Below are 19,997 nucleotides of genomic sequence, written 5' to 3' on the forward strand. Positions count from 1 at the left end.
GAGTCGCCCTGCATTCCAATCAATTTTTCAAAGTATCCGTTTCTTAATAATAGCTTTCTTCTTATTCAACGGTAATTCTATGAAGGTCCCAATTTCTTTTCTTAATTTTATAGCATCGCTGCGCCTATCAGTCCTGCATTGCCTTTATTTATGCTTGCTTGTACTCTGCCTTTTTTATGTTCAAAGAATGGCAGGCTGAAATACTGATCAACTAAACGGGAAATTTCATCCACAATTTGCGGATGATGATTCATAACGCCTCCGCCCAGTACCACAACGTGCGGATCTATTAGCAGCATGAAACTATGAATCTTCTGAGCAATTTCCTGCTGCCATTCATGTATAAGTGGCACAATACGCTCATCCTTTTCATAATAGCGGTCAAAGAATTGCTGTAAGGTTCCTTCTGCATTTGTATCCTGCTGCAACTTCTTCAATAATCCAGGTCCAGCACATACTTCTTCAAAATAGGCACCTGCGCTTGTTAACGAAAAACCGATTTCTCCGGGAACTCCGGCACCTCTTAAAAACCTTCCTTCATGAATAATACAGCATGCAATTCCTGTACTGATCGTGACATAAATGAATGTCTCTTTTTCAAAATGACGGATTTTATATTCTCCATTTGCCGCAGTCATCATATCTGTTTCCATAAAAACTTGAGCTTTCGGAAATGCCTTTTTAAGTCTTTGGACGAGCGGAAAATTACGCCATGGCAAGTTTTGCTGAAAAACTACAAGCCCTTGTTGTAAATCCAATATTCCCGGTAAACCGACCGCAACTTTTATAACGTCCCCCTCTTCATCTTCCAGAAGCTTATGAAAACCCGCAATAATTGCCTCAAATAATGCCTCCGATTGCTGGGGACTCTTTACTTCAATTTGCTTTATTAATTTTTCCGGCTGTTCTTGCTTCGATAAAGCAAGTGCTAATTTTGTCCCTCCGATATCAGCACTTAAAATCCACATTTAGTCCACCTGCTTTACAAAAATTCCGTAGTCTTTCCAAATCGTATAGCCAAGCTTTTCATAAAAGGCGATTAAATCTGTCCAATCGATAAAGAGCGTTTCTTTACCACGTTGCTGCAAATAATATTCTGCAGCTTCAATAACCGCACGCCCTAAGCCATACTTTCTATAGTCTTCATTTACCCCTAGTGGACCAATGCCACCTAATCGGTCAAACTGCTCCGCCCAATTATAGTTCGGCCCTTTCCAGGCACTATGCTCATCATTTATACGACAGAAGCCAACTATCTTACCTTCCCATTTCACAACGACATAATCTCTTCCTGTACCTCCGTGAGCGAAATAGTCCTGAGCTTCAAAAGTCCAACGCCCGGGAAAAGACTGGGTCATAAAATCAATGAGTTGTTGTTGTTCCTCTTTTACTAATAAAACAAATTGAACATTATTTTTTTCAGGCAGTGACAATGGTTCTGTTATCGTTTTTGTAAAATCTACACTTTCGACAACTCTTTTAAAGCCAAACTTTTCGGCGAATGCAACACCTTCCCGCTCACCAAGAGGGACTCCGCATATTAAGTGGCCTAAATCCCCGCCAAGCTGAATTTTCTTTATGCCATTATTAAGAAGAGCCTTTTCTGCATATTGATAAAGCTCTGTCGCAATTTTTTGCTGACGGTAATCCGGGTGCACAAGCAGCATTTGAATCCAGCCATGTTCTTTATTTAAAGAAACGCCGTGAGTATCATGCCAAACTTTTGCAACGACAACTCCGACAATTTTCCCGTCTAGTTCCTTTATCGCACTTCCCTCATCTAAAACATAAGGTGATTGCCAAGTATTTTGTTCAAGCAAGCGATCCGACAACTTAAAGTCAGGCAAACAAATATTCCATAAGTCTACTATGTCCTTGTGAGATTCTTTTGTTACTGGCTTTAGCATCTATTTCCCCCCAAACGTTTCTTCCATGCGACGTAACGGATCATCGATAAAGTTTTCATCCCATTCAACAACTTGCCCTTGTTCTATTAATTGTTGTTTTACTTGTTCATATGAAATATCCTGAACTGGTTTCCCTTTCTGCAGTGCAACTGACGCTACAGTACCGGCCCCTTGCCCGAGCATCATAAATACTGGTTCCATCCGAATTGAACCATATGCAATATGAGAAGCACTTAGGCATACAGGAACAATTAAGTTTGTACAATGCTCCTTCTTCGGTAACAGCGAACGCAAATCGATCATAAATGGTTTTACCGGTACTTGGATATCGCCTTCATTCATTACTCGCCCATTAACGACGACGCGACGGCAATTATGTGAATCCATATGAAAAGATGCGATTGCAATAGGTTGTTCGCAAATCACCCGCTGTAATGCATTGTGTTCTGTCATGACATACTCGCCTAACATTCTCCTTGCTTCCCTTATATACAGCTGGCGCGGCCAATTGCCTGTATCGGTAAACTCATCTGCCGCCAATCCCCATTGGCTCACTTCCTCACGGATAACAAGCGGCACTTCTTCATCGTTGGCTAAAAAGTACAGTAACCCTGCAACATACGTTACATGCTGCTGATATATTTTTTCTCTTATTTCATAGTCCGCATCAGGAAATGCATAATTCATTCCGATAAAATCCGTCGAAAATGCCCCATGATTATTTAAATCGGTTTTTCCATTCATCAAAGAGGTATGTAACTTCATCGCGTCCCAATGCCCTGCCTTTATATAGCGTAACAGCAGTGCATAATGATTACGCTCATATCCATTTGGTTTTGGGAACGGCACTTTTTGTTCCTTTGTTAAACACATCCGGAAATTATAAGCTTGGATTCGATGATCACCCTCACCATTGTGCTCTTTCACAACCTCATCTGAAATTCCATACAATAGTCCGCTTGCCGGATTGCCTTCTTCTATATACGGATCGATAAAACTTTCAAATTTGTGATGCTGTGTACCAAATTGAACTCCATTATAAATTTCCTTATAAACTGTGCTTGCTTCTCTTCCTACAATATATTCAACCCCTGCATGTGCCAGCAAGTCACCTTCATAGCTGGCATCAATAAATTGCCTCGCTTCATAGGTGGTACCGTCTGTCATAACGATTTGCTGAATTTGACGGTTTTCAATAAGAGCTGATTCAATAAATTGCTCCGTCTGGACATCAATTCTATGATCATCCAACCATGTTTTGAATATACATTCTGCTACATGTGGTTCGAAACGTACACATTTTTCGATACGATAGTGGTGTGCGATTTCGTCATAAAATTGCTGTGCTAAACCGCCAATCGCCTGCTCAGCACCTAAGTCCGTTGCCCCAAGTCCACTTGTCGTCATCCCGCCGACAAAACGGCTGCATTCAGCAATACGCACATCATATCCTTTCTTTTTCAGGGTAATCGCTGCTGTAATGCCTGCCGGCGTCGCTCCGTATATTAAAACATCCTGCTTGTAATGTTGCTGTCTTTTATCTCTTTTACGGTAATAATAAACCGTTTCCCACATTTATAAAGCCTCCCAACGTAATTTCGTTGTCTGAACGACTCGCTGTAATGACTCCACATATTGTTGAAGCGGTTCCTCTATTTGCCCCTGTTGCAGCAACTGCCCCATCTTATTTAATAATTCCAGTACTACATTTTTTGCTTCCGGATTCTTGGCCTCTACAACACGGCTAGGGAAAAATATGGAGTTATATTGGCTGTTTTGAGCAAAAGTATGTTCCAATTCCTCGGCTAGTTGCTGCATTGGCGGTGACAGTAAATACGGGACAGTTTCTACACCTTCCCATAGCGATCGTGCAAATACGACATTATTTAATTGCTGGTACTTCTGATAATCGTATTGCTCCATATGTGGCTGGGCCTTTGCGATTTTATGAAGTGGAACAACTAAATTGACCATTCCATCACACCCGGCTTCTTTATACTTTTCAATATCTGTCGCGATTCGTTTAAATAATAGCGGGAAAAGTTCACTTAGCATAAAGTGGTCACTGTAATACTCAAAAACAGTAATCTGTTTATCAGTTGACCTGCGCCAATCCATTAGACTTTCCCAAGCTCGCTCATCACGTTGTGATTCATAACTATGTGCATAATTTCGACCCCAATAAGCATATAAAACATCGGCCGAGCTCACCGGCTGTTCTTTGCGCTCAAGCATTTCCCAACTTAGTCCGGCGTTATAGACGATATGCTCCACTTCCACTTGTAGACCTGCAGCGGCTAATGCTTGCTGAAGCTTTTCGGTAAAAGCCATATATTGAGTTAAAAAGAGCTTTGCTTCTTCACCTTTTGCTCCTACATCTTCCGGCCAAAGAGAGATTCGAGAAATAACAGGCTCTGCTTCACAACAGGATACGATTACTTCGATGACGGATTGTTGTGCTTTTTCATCCTGTAAAAAATCCTGATTTTTTAGCGCATTGGCCGCTGTAAATTCTGTTTCCTCGCCAACTAAATCATTTACCGCCCCATCAGCAGCAGCCTTTCCGGAAACACTAACTCCATTTGCCTTTGCCAATAAATAACGTAAACTATGTCCGCCTAACGTAACATCAATCCCGCGTTTTTTTATTTCCGGCAAAAGCGCCTCTTTTACTTCATCCCATAGGAAAAATGTAAAGAACACTTCATTTAGCCCGTTCTTTGTTCCGACATCGAGCATCCTCTTTAAAAAAGGGATGTCATCGATTGTTTCAAACACATTCCCACGACGACTGAATTTCGGTATTCCTTCATACGTATTTGCCAGCCCTTGAATACCGATTTTTTTCTCCTTCTCCAAGTCCAGAAAAACAAGCCCTTCTACCTTTTCAATCAGTTTATATACTCCGTACAACAAGGCACGACTTGTATTCCCGCGAATCACATAGCTTTTTTCCGTGTGATCAATTACAAATTCATCACCAGTGCCAGAAGTATTCAACCGTTCAAAAACGACTGGTTTATCTCCCGTATAAAAGCGTTCTAGTTCCTCAAATGCAAACTGTTCAATTTCATTTTTATAATTTTTTAGTTTGTTCATCTGCATCGATTCCTTTCCTTAGCAGCTTCTGTTGAAAGAAAAGGATACCCGCTGCGAGTATCCTTTGAATTGTCCTATAGTTTTACTGCTTGCTTTCTGTTGTTTGATTCATATGCTGCCAATGCGATTTCTAATGATTTCAGTCCGTCATAACCTGAAATAAGCGGTTGCTTTTGTTGTTGAATTGAATTTAGAAAGTCGACAATTAAATCGAAGTCGGTATCATTTCCGCTATATAAATGTGTGAGTGATTTACTGCCTTTCCCGTACAGGTTAAGCTTCTCGTTGAACACATCGACTTTGCGTGATGCTTTCGTTCCGATTACTTCAATCATCGCATCACCCCATGTCGGAAATTCCGGAAATCTTGACCAGCTTGCATCATGTGAGGCAACCACTCCATTATCAAATACAATTGTCATGATTCCTGCATCATCCGTATCAAGATCAGTGAAATAGTTATTCGCAAATGCGGTAATTTCTTTTGCTTCGCTGTTCATGTACCAGCGCATAATATCTACCATATGGACGGTATGATCCAATACCGCACCGCCGCCTGCCAACTCCTCATCGACAAACCATCCGCCCGGGTTCTGCCCACGGTTAGTGGAACGGATTGCCACGATTTCGCCAAGTTCGCCTGCATCAATAGCCGCTTTCAAGTCCCGGATGGGCGCACTGTATCGTACTGGATAAGCGATTGACAGATGCACACCGTTTTCTTTACATACATCGATCATCTCTTTTGCATCCTCGATATTCGTAGCAATCGGTTTTTCACATAAAATATGTTTCTTTGCCTTCGCTGCCGCAATTACCATCTCTTTATGCAATACATTTTCACTGCAAATGAGCACAACATCGAGATCCTCAGCTAAAAACCCATTCATATCCGCAAAAAATGGCACATCATATTGCTTACTCGCATCCATACCTCTATTTGTATCCGTATCATAAATAGCGGTTAGTTTCGTACCGGGTATACGCTGAATTGCCGTTGCATAGCTCGTTGCATGAATATGTGCAAAACTCATAATGCCAATGTTCATCGCAGTTCACCTCTTTGCAGGAGCAGTCGTACAGCATTCAGATTTTCATCATAGGCTTCATCCCATTGCACCGCATACTGCTGGACTGCATCTATATTTTTGAACAAGTTTCGATTGTTGTCACTGTCGCCCGTCATTTGTAAACTATCAAACTCTGCAATATGCAGATGGCTGCTCCATTCAAATTCAATCCGGTCCTGACCTGTCCGGTATTCTAAATGGGCCATCATCGATTCACCGAATTCACACAAAACAATCGTATAATGATTTTCTCCGATTTCATTCGAGCGTACCGATACGTTCCGGACTTTTCCAAACCATTCCGATAAAGCAAGGATATCTTCTTCTATATACGAGAAATTATTTGTCGTTCTTCTTAGTCGAAGGACACCTTTAACCGTATCATGTGCTTTCAACACTTCATGTAATGGAATCGCAAATGAATACGACCATAAATCGAAGTATATCCAACCCTGTTTTTCTACCGTTGAAAATGGCTTATAGGCGTCTGCTTCAGGCTGTTGCAAAATTGTTACGGTATTAGGCTCACCACTGTTCTCATTTGTAAATTGGTACAATGGGGAGTGCATAAGTAGCTGCTGTTCTTTTTCCAATACGATTTTCATTAGAATCACCTACAATTTTTTTCTTGATTTGTTGCAGCCGATTCATAAATCGCCGCCAACATTTTTGTCACTTCAACCCCGTCTTCTACTGTAGAAATAGGCTGCACATTATTAATACAGCAGTCCACGAAATGATTGATTTCATTGATGAATGAACCTGCAAAATCGAAGCTTAACAAATCGATCTGGGGTGTAATATTTAAAATCGTTTCATGCTGCTCTTTTACAATAGCAAGTTCAGGTTCTACTTCGGCACCGCCATTTTCACCATATAGTTTTACAGATACTTCGTCTTGTTTAGCATGTAGTGTAAAACTTACATCCACATATAAAGAAGCACCGTTTTCAAAACGGATGAGCGCATTCGCAAGATCTTCCACATCATTATGCTCGGCATCATAATCAGCCGCCTTATAGAAAGATAAGTTTTCAATATGGGCGCGATTCCCTAATTTTTTGTACGTATTACCTGAAACAGAAATCGGCTTTGGTTTCCCCATTAAATACCAGCAAAGATCGATCATATGCGTCCCTAAATCAATTAAAGGCCCGCCTCCAGATTTCTTAATATCGCTGAACCAGCCGCCTGGATTTCCTAATCGGCGTATGCATGAAGCTTTCGCATAATAAATTTCTCCCAGTTCACCTGCATCAATAAATTTTTTAAGAACACCTACATTTGTTGCAAATCGGCGTACATAGCCAACTTGTAATATCTTACCCGACTCTTTTACCGCCGCTTCGACTGCATAGGCTTCATCAAGCGATAAACTTAATGGCTTCTCAAGCAGAACATGCTTGTTCATTTGGAGTGCCTGAATTGCAATTTCAGCATGGGAGTTATTCCACGTACAAATACTGATTGCATCAATTTCCTCGTTTGCAAGAAACTCACTCACTTTTAAATATAAGTTCTCTACACAGTATTTTTTGCCTAATGCATGCAGTCTTCGTTCATCACTATCACAAATCGCAACAATCTCTACATTGGGATTTTCAAAATAAGGTTTTAAATGGTACTCGGAAATAGATCCTCCTCCAATTACGCCAACCTTTAACATGTTAATTCCCTCCCGAATATTCAATGATGGCGGTCAATGCCTCACTGCTCTCTAATCTGTCATACACACCGGCTGAATGTTCAAAAGGAATTTCCAGTTGCACAAAATCAGAAACATCGATCGCCTTTCGTTCCAGTAAACGAATATAGGCCGCCAAATTTCGCCCTTCTGTCCAGCGAACATAATGATACGGATAGTCAATCGCTTCTCTTTCATAGCGAGCATCATAACGGCCTGGTCCGCCTGCTCTTGAAATCGTAATGACCGCTTCCTTTATAAATAATTGTTCTCGATTAAACTGTGGTTCTACATCTCCGACAATAACGATTCTTCCCTGCTTCCGAACCCATTCAAGACTGCGCGGGGTAGTTTCAGAATGTTTTCCTCCAGCACATAGCAGTACAGCATCTACACCATGCCCTTTCGTATAATCCAAAATATGCTGTTCCATTTCATTTAAATCCGAAAAAATTTCAATGCCTGGTGTACCTTTCAGCATTTCAGCTCTTTTTTCATTAGGTTCATAGCAGATGACGTCATAACTTGCTGCTGCACAAATCTTTGCAATCATTTGGCCAAGTACACCTAATCCGATAACTACAACCGTTTCACCAAACTGCAGCTGTCCTTGGCGTATCGCGTGAATGGCAATCGTACCGTGTGCTGCAAATGCCGCATGCTTTGGCAATACGTCGGCAGAGCATTTCGCTACTAATGTTTCCGGTACAACAAGCTGCTCCATATGCCCGACATAAGGGGCACCATAGCAGGCAACAATATCGTCTACTTGAACAGTTGTGACATTAACCCCAACGTCCTTCACTTTCCCGACAGCGCTATATCCAAGCTGACGTACACCTTGTTTGCTTCCCTCAATTAATAACCTTTCAGTCCCTGGCGATACAGCAGTATAATAGGTTTCTATTAATACTCCCGTTTCAAAAAGCTCCGGTTGATCAATCTCAGCTATTTTCACGACACCATCATGTGCTTGTAAAGCTTTCACTCTTTTCACCTGATTTCCACTTTGCTAAATTTTGTTTAACAAATGCATCATCATTCAAATGCGGATACATGTTATAGACACGCGTAATTTCATCAGCTTGGCCTTCACTTAATACTTCATGATCTGCCAGACACCAGTTTCCTTTCAGCAATCCTTGTCTTGTCAATACTTCATTAATTCCTGCAATGCTTCCTTTAAAGGAATGGGCCGGATCAAAGAAAGCCGCATTCGCATCTGTCACTTCAATGGCTCTTGTTAACCAGCTTGCATCAATTTGCTCTTTATCTCTAATAATCTTAATCTCTTCAAAATATTGAACGGCAGTTTTCGCCCATACCGACCAATGCCCTAACAGCCCGCCTACTACTTTCTTTTTAACGGTTTCACCATTAATCGCAAATGCATATTCAGTTAATAGATCAATGACAATATTATCGTCATTTCCTGTATAAAGAGCGATTTCATCCCGGCGGTCGCTATTGCATACTGCACGAACTACATCTAATGTTTCATAACGGTTAAATGGCGCCATTTTAATCGCATATACATTTTCTATATTGGCAAACTCCCGCCAAAATTGATAAGTGAATACACGCCCGCCAACTGATGGCTGTAAATAGAAGCCAACTACCGGAATGATTTTGGCGATTTCTTTCGTACGCTCCAATAGCTGCGCCTCCGACAAATGCTGCAGTCCTCCCATACTTAGTAAAGCTAGATCATAACCAAGCGTTTTTAAAATTGTCGCTTCATGTTTTGCCTGCTCTACCGGACCGCAAACACCACCTATTTTAATGAAGGATTCCGGTACATGCGCCTTCTTCATTTCATCGATTGCAATTGAAAGAACACGTTCATACAAGTTGAATTGGGGATCGCGGATCTCAAATTGTGTCGTATGAACACCAACTGCCAAGCCTCCGACACCCGCATCAATATAATATCTCGTCAAAGCACGCTGACTTACTTCATCCAATGATTTGTCTTCGTTTAACGCTAATGGATGTGCCGGAATAAATGCACCGTCAAACAATGCTTTTTTTACCGCTTCATTCATTTAAAACGCCCCTTTCCGTTCCTGGAAATGCGTTGGTTTATTTAATGTGGCACCATCTAATTCCACCCAATTTGCAACCATATCAAGCATTTGCTCAATGGATACACGAGGATAGCCAAATAATTTATGGGCATGGGCCGCTGTATTTAATAATGCTGTTTCCTGTTCGACCCCTATAATTATAGCTTCCTTATTAAAGCGTTTCGCAAACTCCTTCGCCAGCCAGCGAACAGATAACGTCTCCGGTCCTGTGACATTCAGAATTTTTACAGGTGAATCACAATGTAATAGCGAGCGAATTGCGTATTCGTTTGCATCCCCTTGCCAGATGACATTGACACTCCCCATCGTGACATCAACCGGCTCATTATTGTAAACAGATTTAGCAATTTCCAATAAAACCCCGTATCGTAAATCAATCGCATAATTTAATCGGAACATAAGCATTTTTGTCTGAAAACGATTGGAGAAATTCGTGAAAATACGTTCTCTTCCCAATGTGGACATGGCATATTCACCAACAGGTACCGGCGTTACATCTTCTCCGCAGTTACCCGCTGCTACAGGTGTAAATGGATAAATATTGCCTGAAGAAAATACGACGATATTTGAGTTTTTAAACTTATCTGCTACACGACCTGGTACGTATGTATTCATCGCCCATGTGAAGTGTTCGTTATTAACTGTGCCGAACTTATTGCCCGCCATGAAAATGATATTCGGAATATCCGGCAACTGCGCAAGCTGCGCTTCATCCAGTAAATCACATGTAATGGTTTCAATCCCCGCGGATTCCAGCTCTTCTTTCATTTCTTTATTTGAAAATCGAGCAACACCGATAATCCGTTTCTCGATTCCCGCCTCTTCAGCAGCACGTTTCGCCATCTTCGCTAAAGTAGGCCCCATCTTCCCTGCAATTCCTAAAATCAAAATGTCACCATCTATTTTTTTAATATCCTCTACTAATGCTTCGGATGGTTTTGTCATGAATTCTTCTAATTGTTGTACCGTTTGCATAGTGGTCACCCCTTTATAAATTGAATATTCTTAAATCTTTCTGTAAAATTATATTAATATGGATTTTTGGAGGCACAGACATAATGAATAAGGCCATTCCGTATACCTCGCAAAGTTTAATAGGAATTATTGTCCCTGAAATTTTGCAGGATACAATTAAAGAAGCATTACGTGGATTCCCTAATATCCAACCACATTATTATTTAACACAGGACTTTATAATGACGGACGAGTTACAGCGGTTCATCTATGAATATGAAATGCTTGTCGCTGCAGATCCTTATATTTTTCAGCAGTTGAAATTCTATGATTCATCTTTGCAGCTTTATCAAATTAATAGCAGAGCGCTTCAGCTATACGAATTGCTGTTAACCCATAAAATACAGAATGAACAGAAACAGTATTGTTTTGACCTGCTGCAACAAAGCACCATATTGTCGATTACACATCAGTTGCACCATAAAATTGACTATGTGTTTTCTGAAGGTGAAACGGTTGATGCCATACTGGAAAATCATATAAAGCATGCTGAACAAGGCTATTTCCCGGTTACCACAATTGCCTCTGTCTATGAATCATTAAGTGAACGTAATATCGAATGTCGCTATTTAATTCCAACAAAGCAGGAACTGATCGTCGCTTTTGAGCGGGTCTTATTGGCTTCTAAAGGGCGACAAAACAAGGAAAGCCAAATCGTATACGGTTTGATTCAATTTGAAGCGATTGCCAACCAGGATCAGTCGAAAGTGGAGCAAATACTAAAGCAGTTCACGCAGCAAATGGATGGTCATTTAATTATGCTGAATCCGCTGCAATACAGTTTTATTACGACCCGTGGGCAATTTGAGCGTGAAACATTAGGTTACAAGCATTTGCCGCTGCTTTCCCGTTTCAAAGAAGAGCTGAAAATCAATTGCACAATCGGTATCGGCTTTGGAATCAATGCAAATGATTCCGGCCGTCATGCCAAACAGGCTCTCTACCAGGCAAATGAAAATGGACCAAACCTATGCTATATCGTGCGAGAAGATAATAGTGTGATCGGTCCGATTGATACGACCGTTTTTATTAACTATGAACAGTACCCGCTAGTCATAACAGATGTGAAGTTATTGGAGCGGGCTGAAAAAGCCGGGATGTCTGCTTCGTATATATCCAAATTAATGGGCCGTATTATGAAACATCAAAAGTTTATTTATACGGCTGAAGAACTTGCCCAAACATTGAACATTACTTTACGCAGCGCCAATCGCATCCTGTTAAAGTGGCTGGATGCGGGGCTTGTCGATATTATCGGCGAGGAAAAGGTAGCCCACCGCGGTCGTCCTAAACGCATCTATTATATTCAGTTTTTAGAAGATATAAAGAATCAGTGAGCTCCGGCAATATTCGTTATTCGTTCCAGCAGCTTTATTGTTTGCAACATATCGGTTTGATCAATAGGGCTTTTTTTCTCAATAAAAAATTGTTCTATCATATCAATCAGTCGATCATAAAATCGGAGATCGCCTTCAGCAATTTCAAACCATTCACTTTGCTGCTGTGTATGTGCTACAAATTGAAAACTTTGACGATGCTGTAAGTACCCTCTAATTGAAGAGACCGTCCCATCCTGAAAGGTGAACGTGATAAAGTGTTGCTGCTCATTAAAGGTAACGGCTATGTCTTTGACAGATGTGCCTTTTAACGCACTGATCATTTCCACTGCATGGATTCCATAATAGAAATAGTCAAATTCCTGCAGCATCGGCAGTGGTGAGATGATATCCACTGCCTCGATGCTCTCTTTAGATTTTGCCAATTGAATTTCATCAGCAAATCGCAAAGCCGAGCAGCTCATCAAGGGCGTTCCCTTTTCATTGGCAAGTTCTACAATAGAACTCGCCTGCTCATAATTTAGTGCCAGTGGTTTATCGATAAAAATAGGTTTTTCCAAAGCAGCCAAATCTGCAAATTGCCCGAAATGTTGTGATGCATCAGCCGATGTAATGATAAACGCATCGCAAATATCTGACAGTTCCTGTAGTGTTGTCATAAAAGGAATTCCACTATCATTCAACTCCGCAGAGATTCGTTCAATCCGGTTTCTGCTCAAATCAATTGCAGAGCCTCCCCGATAAGCGAATAGCTTGTGACCTTTTTTCTGCAGCCTTTCACTGAACGCGATTGCATGGGTTGAATCCGTTCCGATTATCCCTATTTTCATAGAAGCCCCCTATTTAATACCTGACATTGTAATCCCTTCTGTGAAATAACGTTGGAAGAAAATAAAGATTAAAAATGTCGGGATAAATGAAATTGTTGCACCTGCCATTTCGACACCGAAGTTCCCCTCTTTTCCAAGCATCGAGGCAAGACCAACTGTAACAGGGAACATTTTTTCATTTGTTAAGTAAATTAACGGCTGGAATAAGTCATTCCAGTTTGAAATAAAGGCAAAAGTTCCTACTGTCGCAATTACCGGGAATGATAATGGTAAAATAATCTTGAAGAAGATTTGCCAATCGTTCGCTCCGTCAATATAGGCGGCTTCTTCCAAATCTTTCGGTATTCCCTGTAAAAATTGTCGTACTAAAAATACGCCCATGATTGCCCATAATTCAGGTACAATTAATGCCCAATATGTATTTATCCATCCAAAATCGGCGAACATAATATATTTGGGAATAATAAATAACTGTTGAGGTATCATGATAACGGCCATGAAAATCCAGAAAATCGCCTCTTTACCCCAGAATTGCTTTTTCGCAAAAATATAACCGAGCAATGCCGCAAAAAGCATTTGAGTTATAACCGGAATGACAGTTATAACGATAGAGTTCCAGATCCATCGTATAAAAATCCCATTTGAGAATATGTTGATATAGTTTTGAATTGATGGATTGGTCGGCAGCCAAAACAGCGGATCAATCTGTGCCTGTTTCACTTCTTTTAATGAACCGAACACCATGATGATGAATGGCATTATAAAAATGATTGCTAATATTGCTAATGCTGTATAAGAGATTACTTTTTTCATTTATCTGCTCCTTCCCGCACCAGCTTAATAATAATTTGGATCTTTCCCAATATATTTACGTTGGATTAACGCAATAATAAGAATGATAAAGAACAATACATATGATAAAACTGCTGCATAGCTTAAGTTCAAGCTTGTGAATCCTTGATGATATAAGTAATACACGATTGTCGTTGTCGAGTAGTTCGGTCCGCCATTCGTTAACAGGAATGCCGAATCGAAAATCTGAAATGACCCGATTGTCGTTGTAATCGCTACGTAAAAATGGATCGGCTTTAACATCGGGAATGTAACTTTCCAGAAGATTTTCCACGGACTTGCACCATCAATCCGTGCCGCTTCATACAATTGACGGTCGATGGATTGTAATCCCGCATAATAGTAAATCATCGTCGTTCCCGCTACTTTAAAAATACTTAATCCTGCCAGGACAAGAAGCGCCTGCGATGAACTGGATAAAAACAGCTGTGGATCGATTCCGACAAAACCGATTAAATAGTTGATAAAACCATCTTCTGTACCGCGGAATAACCATCCCCAAATCCCTGCGATAATTACGAATGATGTAACTACAGGCAGGAAGAACAATCCTTTAAAAAATCCTGAATATTTAACTCCCGAATTAATGATCACTGCTAAAATTAGACCAAGTGCCATTGTCGGAACTATATAATAGATGGAAAACTTAACTGTATTCCATATTGCTTTCCAAGCGATTTCATCATCAAATAAATTTTTCCAATGTTTTAACCCGACAAATTCAGGGTCTCCGATAATTTTCCAGTCATGAAACGTTAAATAGAAACTTAAAGCAAATGGATAGATTTGAAAGATAAGAAAATGAATGATTACTGGAATGAGCACGACATAGACTAATAAATTTTTGTTTAACTCCCTCTTGATTCGTGCACTAAATGATTGTTTAGAAGTTGTAGAGGTCACATGCCTCACCCTTTCTGTACTTTAAGTAATGAGAGAGTTTGATCTTCACGACCAAACTCTCCTTTTGAACTATTTGTTAATTAACTTATCAATTGCTTCTGCCGCTTTATCTGCAGCTTCCTGAGGAGATTGTTTACCTTCTAGCATTGCTTGAATCTCTGCTTGAACTAAAGGCATAATATTACGTCCTTCCGGATGAATCACACCTGGTTTCGCAAATTCTGTGTAGCCTGCTAATTGAGCCATATATTGTTGTGAATCAAAAATATCCTTCGCTTCATCACGAGTCGGGATATATTGTGTAATGTTGTTGAATGTACGTTGGTTTTCTGTGTTTGTAACGTACTTCATGAACTCTGCTGCAGCTTCAGGATTTTTAGAAATCGCCGAACCTACAAACATACCAACAGTACCGTAAGTTAACTGCTCTGCATCTTTTAATGGTGGCGCAATAACAAACTCAAATGGCTTCTCATCTAATAAACGGTTTACCGAAATACCAGAGCCGTTTATAGCTAATAATTTCCCGCCCAAGTAAAGCGAGTCATGATCAAGCGCTGTAACTGAATCTTGCGGAATCCAGCCCTTTGTATACATTTCGTTGATTAATTCAAATGACTTAACTGCTTCTGGCTTGTTAATTAAGATGTTGTTATCTTCATCAATTACATTACCGCCAGCTTGCCATAAAAACGGATAAAGTGTGTTGTTTAAAGAACCGCCACCTGCATATGAGAATGCATAATAACCAGCTGCTTTTGCTTTTTCTGCTAAAGCTTTGAATTCATCCCATGTTGTCGGTAGGCTGTTTTCATCTACGCCTAATTCCGTTAAAATGTCTTTGTTATAAATTAAAGACTCCGCTGTTTGTAAAATTGGCATCCCGTATTGTTTGCCTTTCCAACTCGTTGCTTCGATAGCAGTTGGTACAAAACCGCTTAATTCTTCATCCGTAACGTATTGAGATATATCTAAAATTAATTGTTGTTCTGCGTATTGTGGCATTTGGTCAGGAATTACATAGAATACATCCGGACCTTGACCAGCAGCTAATGCTGTTAAGATTTTTTGGTCTCGATTTGCCCATGGAATTTGTTCGAAGTTTACTTTTACCCCTGTTTCAGCTTCAAAATCCGATGCAAATGTTTTCCACATATCCCCTTCACCTGTTGAGCCATCTGTATAAGGGTGCGCCCAAACTGTGATTTCGCCTGACAATCCTGAAGAGTCTGTATCTGTGCTAGCACTTCCGCTATCCGTATCTGTATCCGCATTTGTTGATGTTGTTTCATCTTCGCTGCATGCAGCCATTACAACAGAAAGCACTAATACTAAAAAGAGCAGTCCTAATCTTTTAAAAATTGTATTACTCATAACCCATCCCCCTTTTTATTTTTCCTTTGTATAAAATAGCAAAATAGCTATTTTTTCCAGACTACAAAAAAATTAGGAGGAACTCAAGTCCATTAAAAGTCCTTAATTTAAATAGCTCAATTTTTCAGACTTTTTATTTTATAATAAAGTTAAGGGGGATATTGTTATGACATTTTGGGATGGGTTTTACAGTTTCGGTGTAAAGCTATTAAAAATTATTTACTTAAACTTTCTTTGGCTGTTTTTCTCAGCGATTGGCCTTTTTATTTTCGGTATATTTCCGGCGACAATTGCTTTATTTACAATAGTAAGACAGTTTCACCTTGATATTGATAAGCCAATTACGAAAACATTTTGGGAAGTGTATAAAACCGAGTGGCTTAGAGGAAATGGGTATGCGGGAATTAGTTATATTATCGTGCTGATTTTAGCAATCGACTTTTATGCAATTTATATGGTTGACTCCTTATCTTTCCTTCTCATACCAACTTTTATTATCGCCTTTTTAATTTTAGGGACGTTGTTTTTCTTCTTTCCAGTATATGTACATTTTGACCTGTCGTTTTTGGCAATGATCAAACAAGCTTTTTTATTTACGATCACTTCACCATTCACGGTCATTTTAAATGCGTTAAGTGTTTTATTGATCTATGGCATTTTCAATATTATGCCTGGTGCAATCCCTTTATTTGCCGGGAGTGTACTGAGTTGGTTCGTTATGAAATTCTCTCTGCGTTCCTTCAGTAAAATTGAACAGCGGAAAGTATCGGAGGCTGCAACATGATGAACGGACTGCATCCTGAACTCGTCGAACCAATTGAACGTAAATTAAAAAATTCTCGTACATTTGAGGAACTGATCCTAAACAGAACTTTTGTCCATTATTCCGAGCAGAACTACCAGCTTGAAAATTGTTTAATCGAAGAAATGATGCTAGGCAATCTACGAGTCGTTCGTATACAGCCGGCACATGCAGTACAAAATATGCCGGGCTTTATTTGGTTTCATGGTGGAGGGATGGTGTTCGGCAGTCCGGATGACAGCGTACCTTATGTAACGGATTTTGTACATAACTTCCAAGCGGTAGTATTCATTCCGCAATACCGCCTCGCTCCTGAAAAGCCTTATCCTGCTGCTTTAAACGACGGCTATACATTATTAGAGTGGATAAGTGAGCATGCAGGTGATTTGAATATAGACCGAACGAAAATTATTGTAAGCGGTGGCAGTGCAGGTGGGAACTTGGCATTGGCCGTTGCTCTAAAAGCACGGGATGAAAAAGGACCAAAAATAGCGGCGGTGTTACCGTTGTATCCGATGCTTGATGCAAAAGAAAGGCCATTCCACAAAAAATTTACTTCACCCGCTATTTGGAATGCCGAAAAAAATAAAAAAAGTTGGCATGCTTATTTACCGGATAATGAAAAGATTCCGCCTTATGCATCGCCTTTTTATGCAAATGTTGAAGGACTTCCACCGGTTTATACGTTTATCGGAACGCATGACATATTTTATGAGGAAGTATGTGAATTTCTAGATAAGCTACAGCAGTCCGGTGTACAAGTCCAATTTGATATTTATGAAGGATGTACACATGGATTCGACTTGGAAGAAATACCAATTGCCCGCCAAGCAAAAAAGCGACTTTTGGACATGACATCGAAATTATTGAAGTAACCGTAAAATGGAGACCCGCACCAGTGTAGCGGGTCTCCATTTTTTATGCCAGACCACTGTATGGAAAAAGCACATTATTCGGATACATAATATCTTTTTGATTTTTAACAAACATTGCTCCCTCATCGATGAATACATCTTGCATAACAGGAATCTGTAAATTATCGGGAGTAAAGCACAGTCTGATTTTTTCAGAACGAATAGGTAAGCAACCGAGTATTTCCTGTAAATCCACCTGCTCTTTAGATATGACGTCGATTAACTCTGTATACTCGGCAGTTTCATTCAAGATGGCAAATGCCTGAAACTTAGGTACATAGTAAATGCAGTCCCGGTATTGCGTCAATGCATGGAACATCACGATATTTTCATTCTGAACCATACTCATTTTCTGACTGACAGGTTTTCTAAATACCGTTGTTTCATAAAATACATTTCTTGTAGGCTTATCATCCAGATTCACTTTCTTTACTTCCGTATGAACTGGCCCAATATCCTTTTTATCCACGGTAAAAGTAGACTGTATACGCGTTTCAAAACCAAATTTCGGATAAAAGTCCAGCACTGTCTTATTTGCAAATAAGTATATGATATGTGCATTCACATGATCTTCCATCACCTTTTCCATAAGCTGACGGGATAATCCTTTTCCTTGGAATTTTGGATTTGTCATAACAGTCCCAATCTGAACAGCTTCATACTGCCTGCCATCCAAAATCATTGTTCCGCTACTTGTAGAAACATTCGCTACTATTTCGCCATCTACTTCAAATGTATAGGGACAGTATGTATCATTCCAATACCCTTGCTCATCCCATTGTTCGAAATCCAGCCCAAAAGTATCGTTTGCCAGTTGAAAGAAACTTTTTTTCAGCTGGGGGTTAAGGCGCACAGCCTCTCCTTTAACAAAATTCATTTCCATCCCTCTTTTTTAGAGCTTATTATTTCCATAAATAATCTCTCCTTCTGAAACAGTTAATATAACATCCTCATTTTCATTTACGATGTAAAAATCAGCATCTTTACCGACTTCAATTGACCCTTTATTTTCATATAATCCTAACAGTTTTGCACTGTTTGTTGAACTCAGTTTGGCCAGTGTCAAATCTGAAAGTCCGAGCCACTCTTTCATATTTTTTCTGGACTTATTTAAATTGAGCGTACTTCCTGCAAGCGCATCACTTCCAACCAATTTACACAAGCCGTCTTCTACACGAACTTCCTGTCCACCTAAATCATAAATACCGTCAGCTAATTCGGTTGCCCGCATACTGTCAGATATTAATATCATTCGGTCTTCACCAACCGTGTCGTAAATAAAACGAATCATGTCCGGGTGAATATGAAATCCGTCAGCAATAATCTCCAGCATACATTCACTTTGCAGTAACGCAACCTGCAAGCCCGGCTCACGATGATGAATAGATCTCATCCCATTGCAAAAATGAGTGGCATTCTGAATAAGCTGCTGTTCCAATAATGCCTTTGTCTCCGTATACTTGGCATCAGAATGACCGATCGATGCTACAATCCCTTTATTTTTTAAATAGGTCGTAAGCTTATGGCCTTCATCTAACTCTGATGCAAGTGTAATAAGTTTAATTTCGTTTTGGGAAGAATCGTTTAAATGATCGAAAATCTCTACTGAAGGCTTTATTATAAACTGATCGGACTGTGCCCCTTTTTGAATCGGATTAATGAAAGGTCCTTCTAAATGGATGCCGGCAATTTTGGCACCTTTTACATTGTTCTTCGCATCGGCAATCAATTTTACAACGCGCTCGATTTGGGTTTCTGCTGCCGTCATCGTTGTTGCTAAAAAGGTTGTCACTCCAAATTTCGCAAGCGCTGTACTGATTGTGTTCAGACTGCTTTCCGTTCCGTCCATCACATCAGCACCGGATATCCCGTGAATATGCTGATCAATCATTCCCGGCATCATTTTATATGCCGACTTTGTTTCCACAATATCGATTTGTTCAGGTAATTCGTCTTTTTTACAAAACCGGACGATTTTTTTGCCTTCAATAACCCCAAAACAATTCTCCTCTATCCGCTGTTCCCGGACAATTTGAAGCGGTCCAATACACCATGTACTTTCCATGAACATTTCCCTCCTCTACCACATCTTATACATTCCCCATTATTAGCCTATGCTTGACA

19 protein-coding genes are annotated in these 19,997 nt (G+C 40.1%); 3 read left to right on the forward strand and 16 right to left on the reverse strand.

All coding sequences use genetic code 11. The annotated features are described in order from the left end of the window. Nucleotides 1-107: 107 nt before the first annotated feature. From MKY27_RS15720 to MKY27_RS15765, 10 genes are all read right to left on the reverse strand, one after another. Nucleotides 108-968 (reverse strand): ROK family protein, encoded by an 861-nt coding sequence (locus MKY27_RS15720; RefSeq protein WP_339196214.1) that lies wholly within the window; start codon nt 966-968, stop codon nt 108-110. After that, nucleotides 969-1,907: a GNAT family N-acetyltransferase gene (locus tag MKY27_RS15725; protein ID WP_339196216.1), complete on the reverse strand. Its 939-nt coding sequence runs from the start codon at nt 1,905-1,907 to the stop codon at nt 969-971. After that, complete coding sequence (locus tag MKY27_RS15730; protein WP_339196218.1) at nt 1,908-3,482, reverse strand: FAD-dependent oxidoreductase; 1,575 nt, start codon at nt 3,480-3,482, stop codon at nt 1,908-1,910. It lies immediately after the preceding gene. Continuing rightward, entirely contained in the window at nt 3,483-5,006 is a 1,524-nt protein-coding gene (locus MKY27_RS15735) for a hypothetical protein (RefSeq protein WP_339196220.1), read from the reverse strand. A gap of 74 nt (nt 5,007-5,080) precedes the next feature. Further along, nucleotides 5,081-6,055, reverse strand: a complete 975-nt coding sequence (locus MKY27_RS15740; protein ID WP_339196222.1) for a Gfo/Idh/MocA family oxidoreductase — start codon at nt 6,053-6,055, stop codon at nt 5,081-5,083. After that, nucleotides 6,052-6,681: a peptide ABC transporter substrate-binding protein gene (locus tag MKY27_RS15745; protein ID WP_339196224.1), complete on the reverse strand. Its 630-nt coding sequence runs from the start codon at nt 6,679-6,681 to the stop codon at nt 6,052-6,054. The genes MKY27_RS15740 and MKY27_RS15745 overlap by 4 nt, the downstream gene beginning before the upstream one ends. Nucleotides 6,682-6,686: 5 nt before the next feature. Continuing rightward, entirely contained in the window at nt 6,687-7,742 is a 1,056-nt protein-coding gene (locus MKY27_RS15750; RefSeq protein WP_339196226.1) for a Gfo/Idh/MocA family oxidoreductase, read from the reverse strand. Between the two features lies 1 nt (nt 7,743). Continuing rightward, nucleotides 7,744-8,757 carry a zinc-binding alcohol dehydrogenase gene (locus MKY27_RS15755; RefSeq protein ID WP_339196227.1) on the reverse strand — a complete coding sequence of 338 codons (1,014 nt, stop codon included), beginning with the start codon at nt 8,755-8,757 and terminating at the stop codon, nt 7,744-7,746. After that, entirely contained in the window at nt 8,726-9,805 is a 1,080-nt protein-coding gene (locus tag MKY27_RS15760) for a dihydrodipicolinate synthase family protein (RefSeq protein WP_339173833.1), read from the reverse strand. Before MKY27_RS15760 ends, MKY27_RS15755 begins: the two co-directional genes overlap by 32 nt. After that, nucleotides 9,806-10,822 carry an NAD-dependent epimerase/dehydratase family protein gene (locus MKY27_RS15765; protein ID WP_339196228.1) on the reverse strand — a complete coding sequence of 339 codons (1,017 nt, stop codon included), beginning with the start codon at nt 10,820-10,822 and terminating at the stop codon, nt 9,806-9,808. Nucleotides 10,823-10,905: 83 nt separating this feature from the next. Here MKY27_RS15765 and MKY27_RS15770 point away from each other — a divergent pair, with 83 nt between their 5' ends. Then, a complete protein-coding gene (locus MKY27_RS15770) occupies nt 10,906-12,198 on the forward strand; it encodes a transcriptional regulator (protein ID WP_339196229.1) in 1,293 nt (430 codons plus the stop codon). Here MKY27_RS15770 and MKY27_RS15775 read toward each other — a convergent pair. The 4 genes from MKY27_RS15775 to MKY27_RS15790 form a co-directional block, all read right to left on the reverse strand. Next, a complete protein-coding gene (locus MKY27_RS15775; RefSeq protein ID WP_339196230.1) occupies nt 12,192-13,028 on the reverse strand; it encodes a Gfo/Idh/MocA family oxidoreductase in 837 nt (278 codons plus the stop codon). The genes MKY27_RS15770 and MKY27_RS15775 overlap by 7 nt on opposite strands. Nucleotides 13,029-13,037: 9 nt before the next feature. Further along, complete coding sequence (locus MKY27_RS15780) at nt 13,038-13,841, reverse strand: carbohydrate ABC transporter permease (RefSeq protein WP_339173840.1); 804 nt, start codon at nt 13,839-13,841, stop codon at nt 13,038-13,040. 24 nt (nt 13,842-13,865) lie between these two features. Further along, nucleotides 13,866-14,783, reverse strand: a complete 918-nt coding sequence (locus MKY27_RS15785) for a sugar ABC transporter permease (protein ID WP_339173841.1) — start codon at nt 14,781-14,783, stop codon at nt 13,866-13,868. A gap of 69 nt (nt 14,784-14,852) precedes the next feature. Continuing rightward, nucleotides 14,853-16,157 (reverse strand): sugar ABC transporter substrate-binding protein, encoded by a 1,305-nt coding sequence (locus MKY27_RS15790; RefSeq protein ID WP_339196231.1) that lies wholly within the window; start codon nt 16,155-16,157, stop codon nt 14,853-14,855. 166 nt (nt 16,158-16,323) lie between these two features. On the opposite strand from MKY27_RS15790, the gene MKY27_RS15795 reads away from it, so the two are divergent. Then, the gene (locus tag MKY27_RS15795) at nt 16,324-16,941 is read left to right on the forward strand and encodes a DUF624 domain-containing protein (protein WP_339196233.1); all 618 of its coding nucleotides are present in this window, start codon (nt 16,324-16,326) and stop codon (nt 16,939-16,941) included. Then, a complete protein-coding gene (locus tag MKY27_RS15800) occupies nt 16,938-17,834 on the forward strand; it encodes an alpha/beta hydrolase (RefSeq protein ID WP_339196235.1) in 897 nt (298 codons plus the stop codon). The genes MKY27_RS15795 and MKY27_RS15800 overlap by 4 nt, the downstream gene beginning before the upstream one ends. 43 nt (nt 17,835-17,877) lie before the next feature. Here MKY27_RS15800 and MKY27_RS15805 read toward each other — a convergent pair whose 3' ends face one another. Continuing rightward, nucleotides 17,878-18,750, reverse strand: a complete 873-nt coding sequence (locus MKY27_RS15805) for a GNAT family N-acetyltransferase (RefSeq protein WP_339196237.1) — start codon at nt 18,748-18,750, stop codon at nt 17,878-17,880. A gap of 15 nt (nt 18,751-18,765) precedes the next feature. Continuing rightward, nucleotides 18,766-19,938 carry an N-acetylglucosamine-6-phosphate deacetylase gene (gene nagA, locus MKY27_RS15810; RefSeq protein WP_339196241.1) on the reverse strand — a complete coding sequence of 391 codons (1,173 nt, stop codon included), beginning with the start codon at nt 19,936-19,938 and terminating at the stop codon, nt 18,766-18,768. Nucleotides 19,939-19,997: the final 59 nt, after the last annotated feature.

The organism is Solibacillus sp. FSL R5-0449 (assembly GCF_037975215.1).
In the GTDB taxonomy this organism is placed as follows: domain Bacteria; phylum Bacillota; class Bacilli; order Bacillales_A; family Planococcaceae; genus Solibacillus.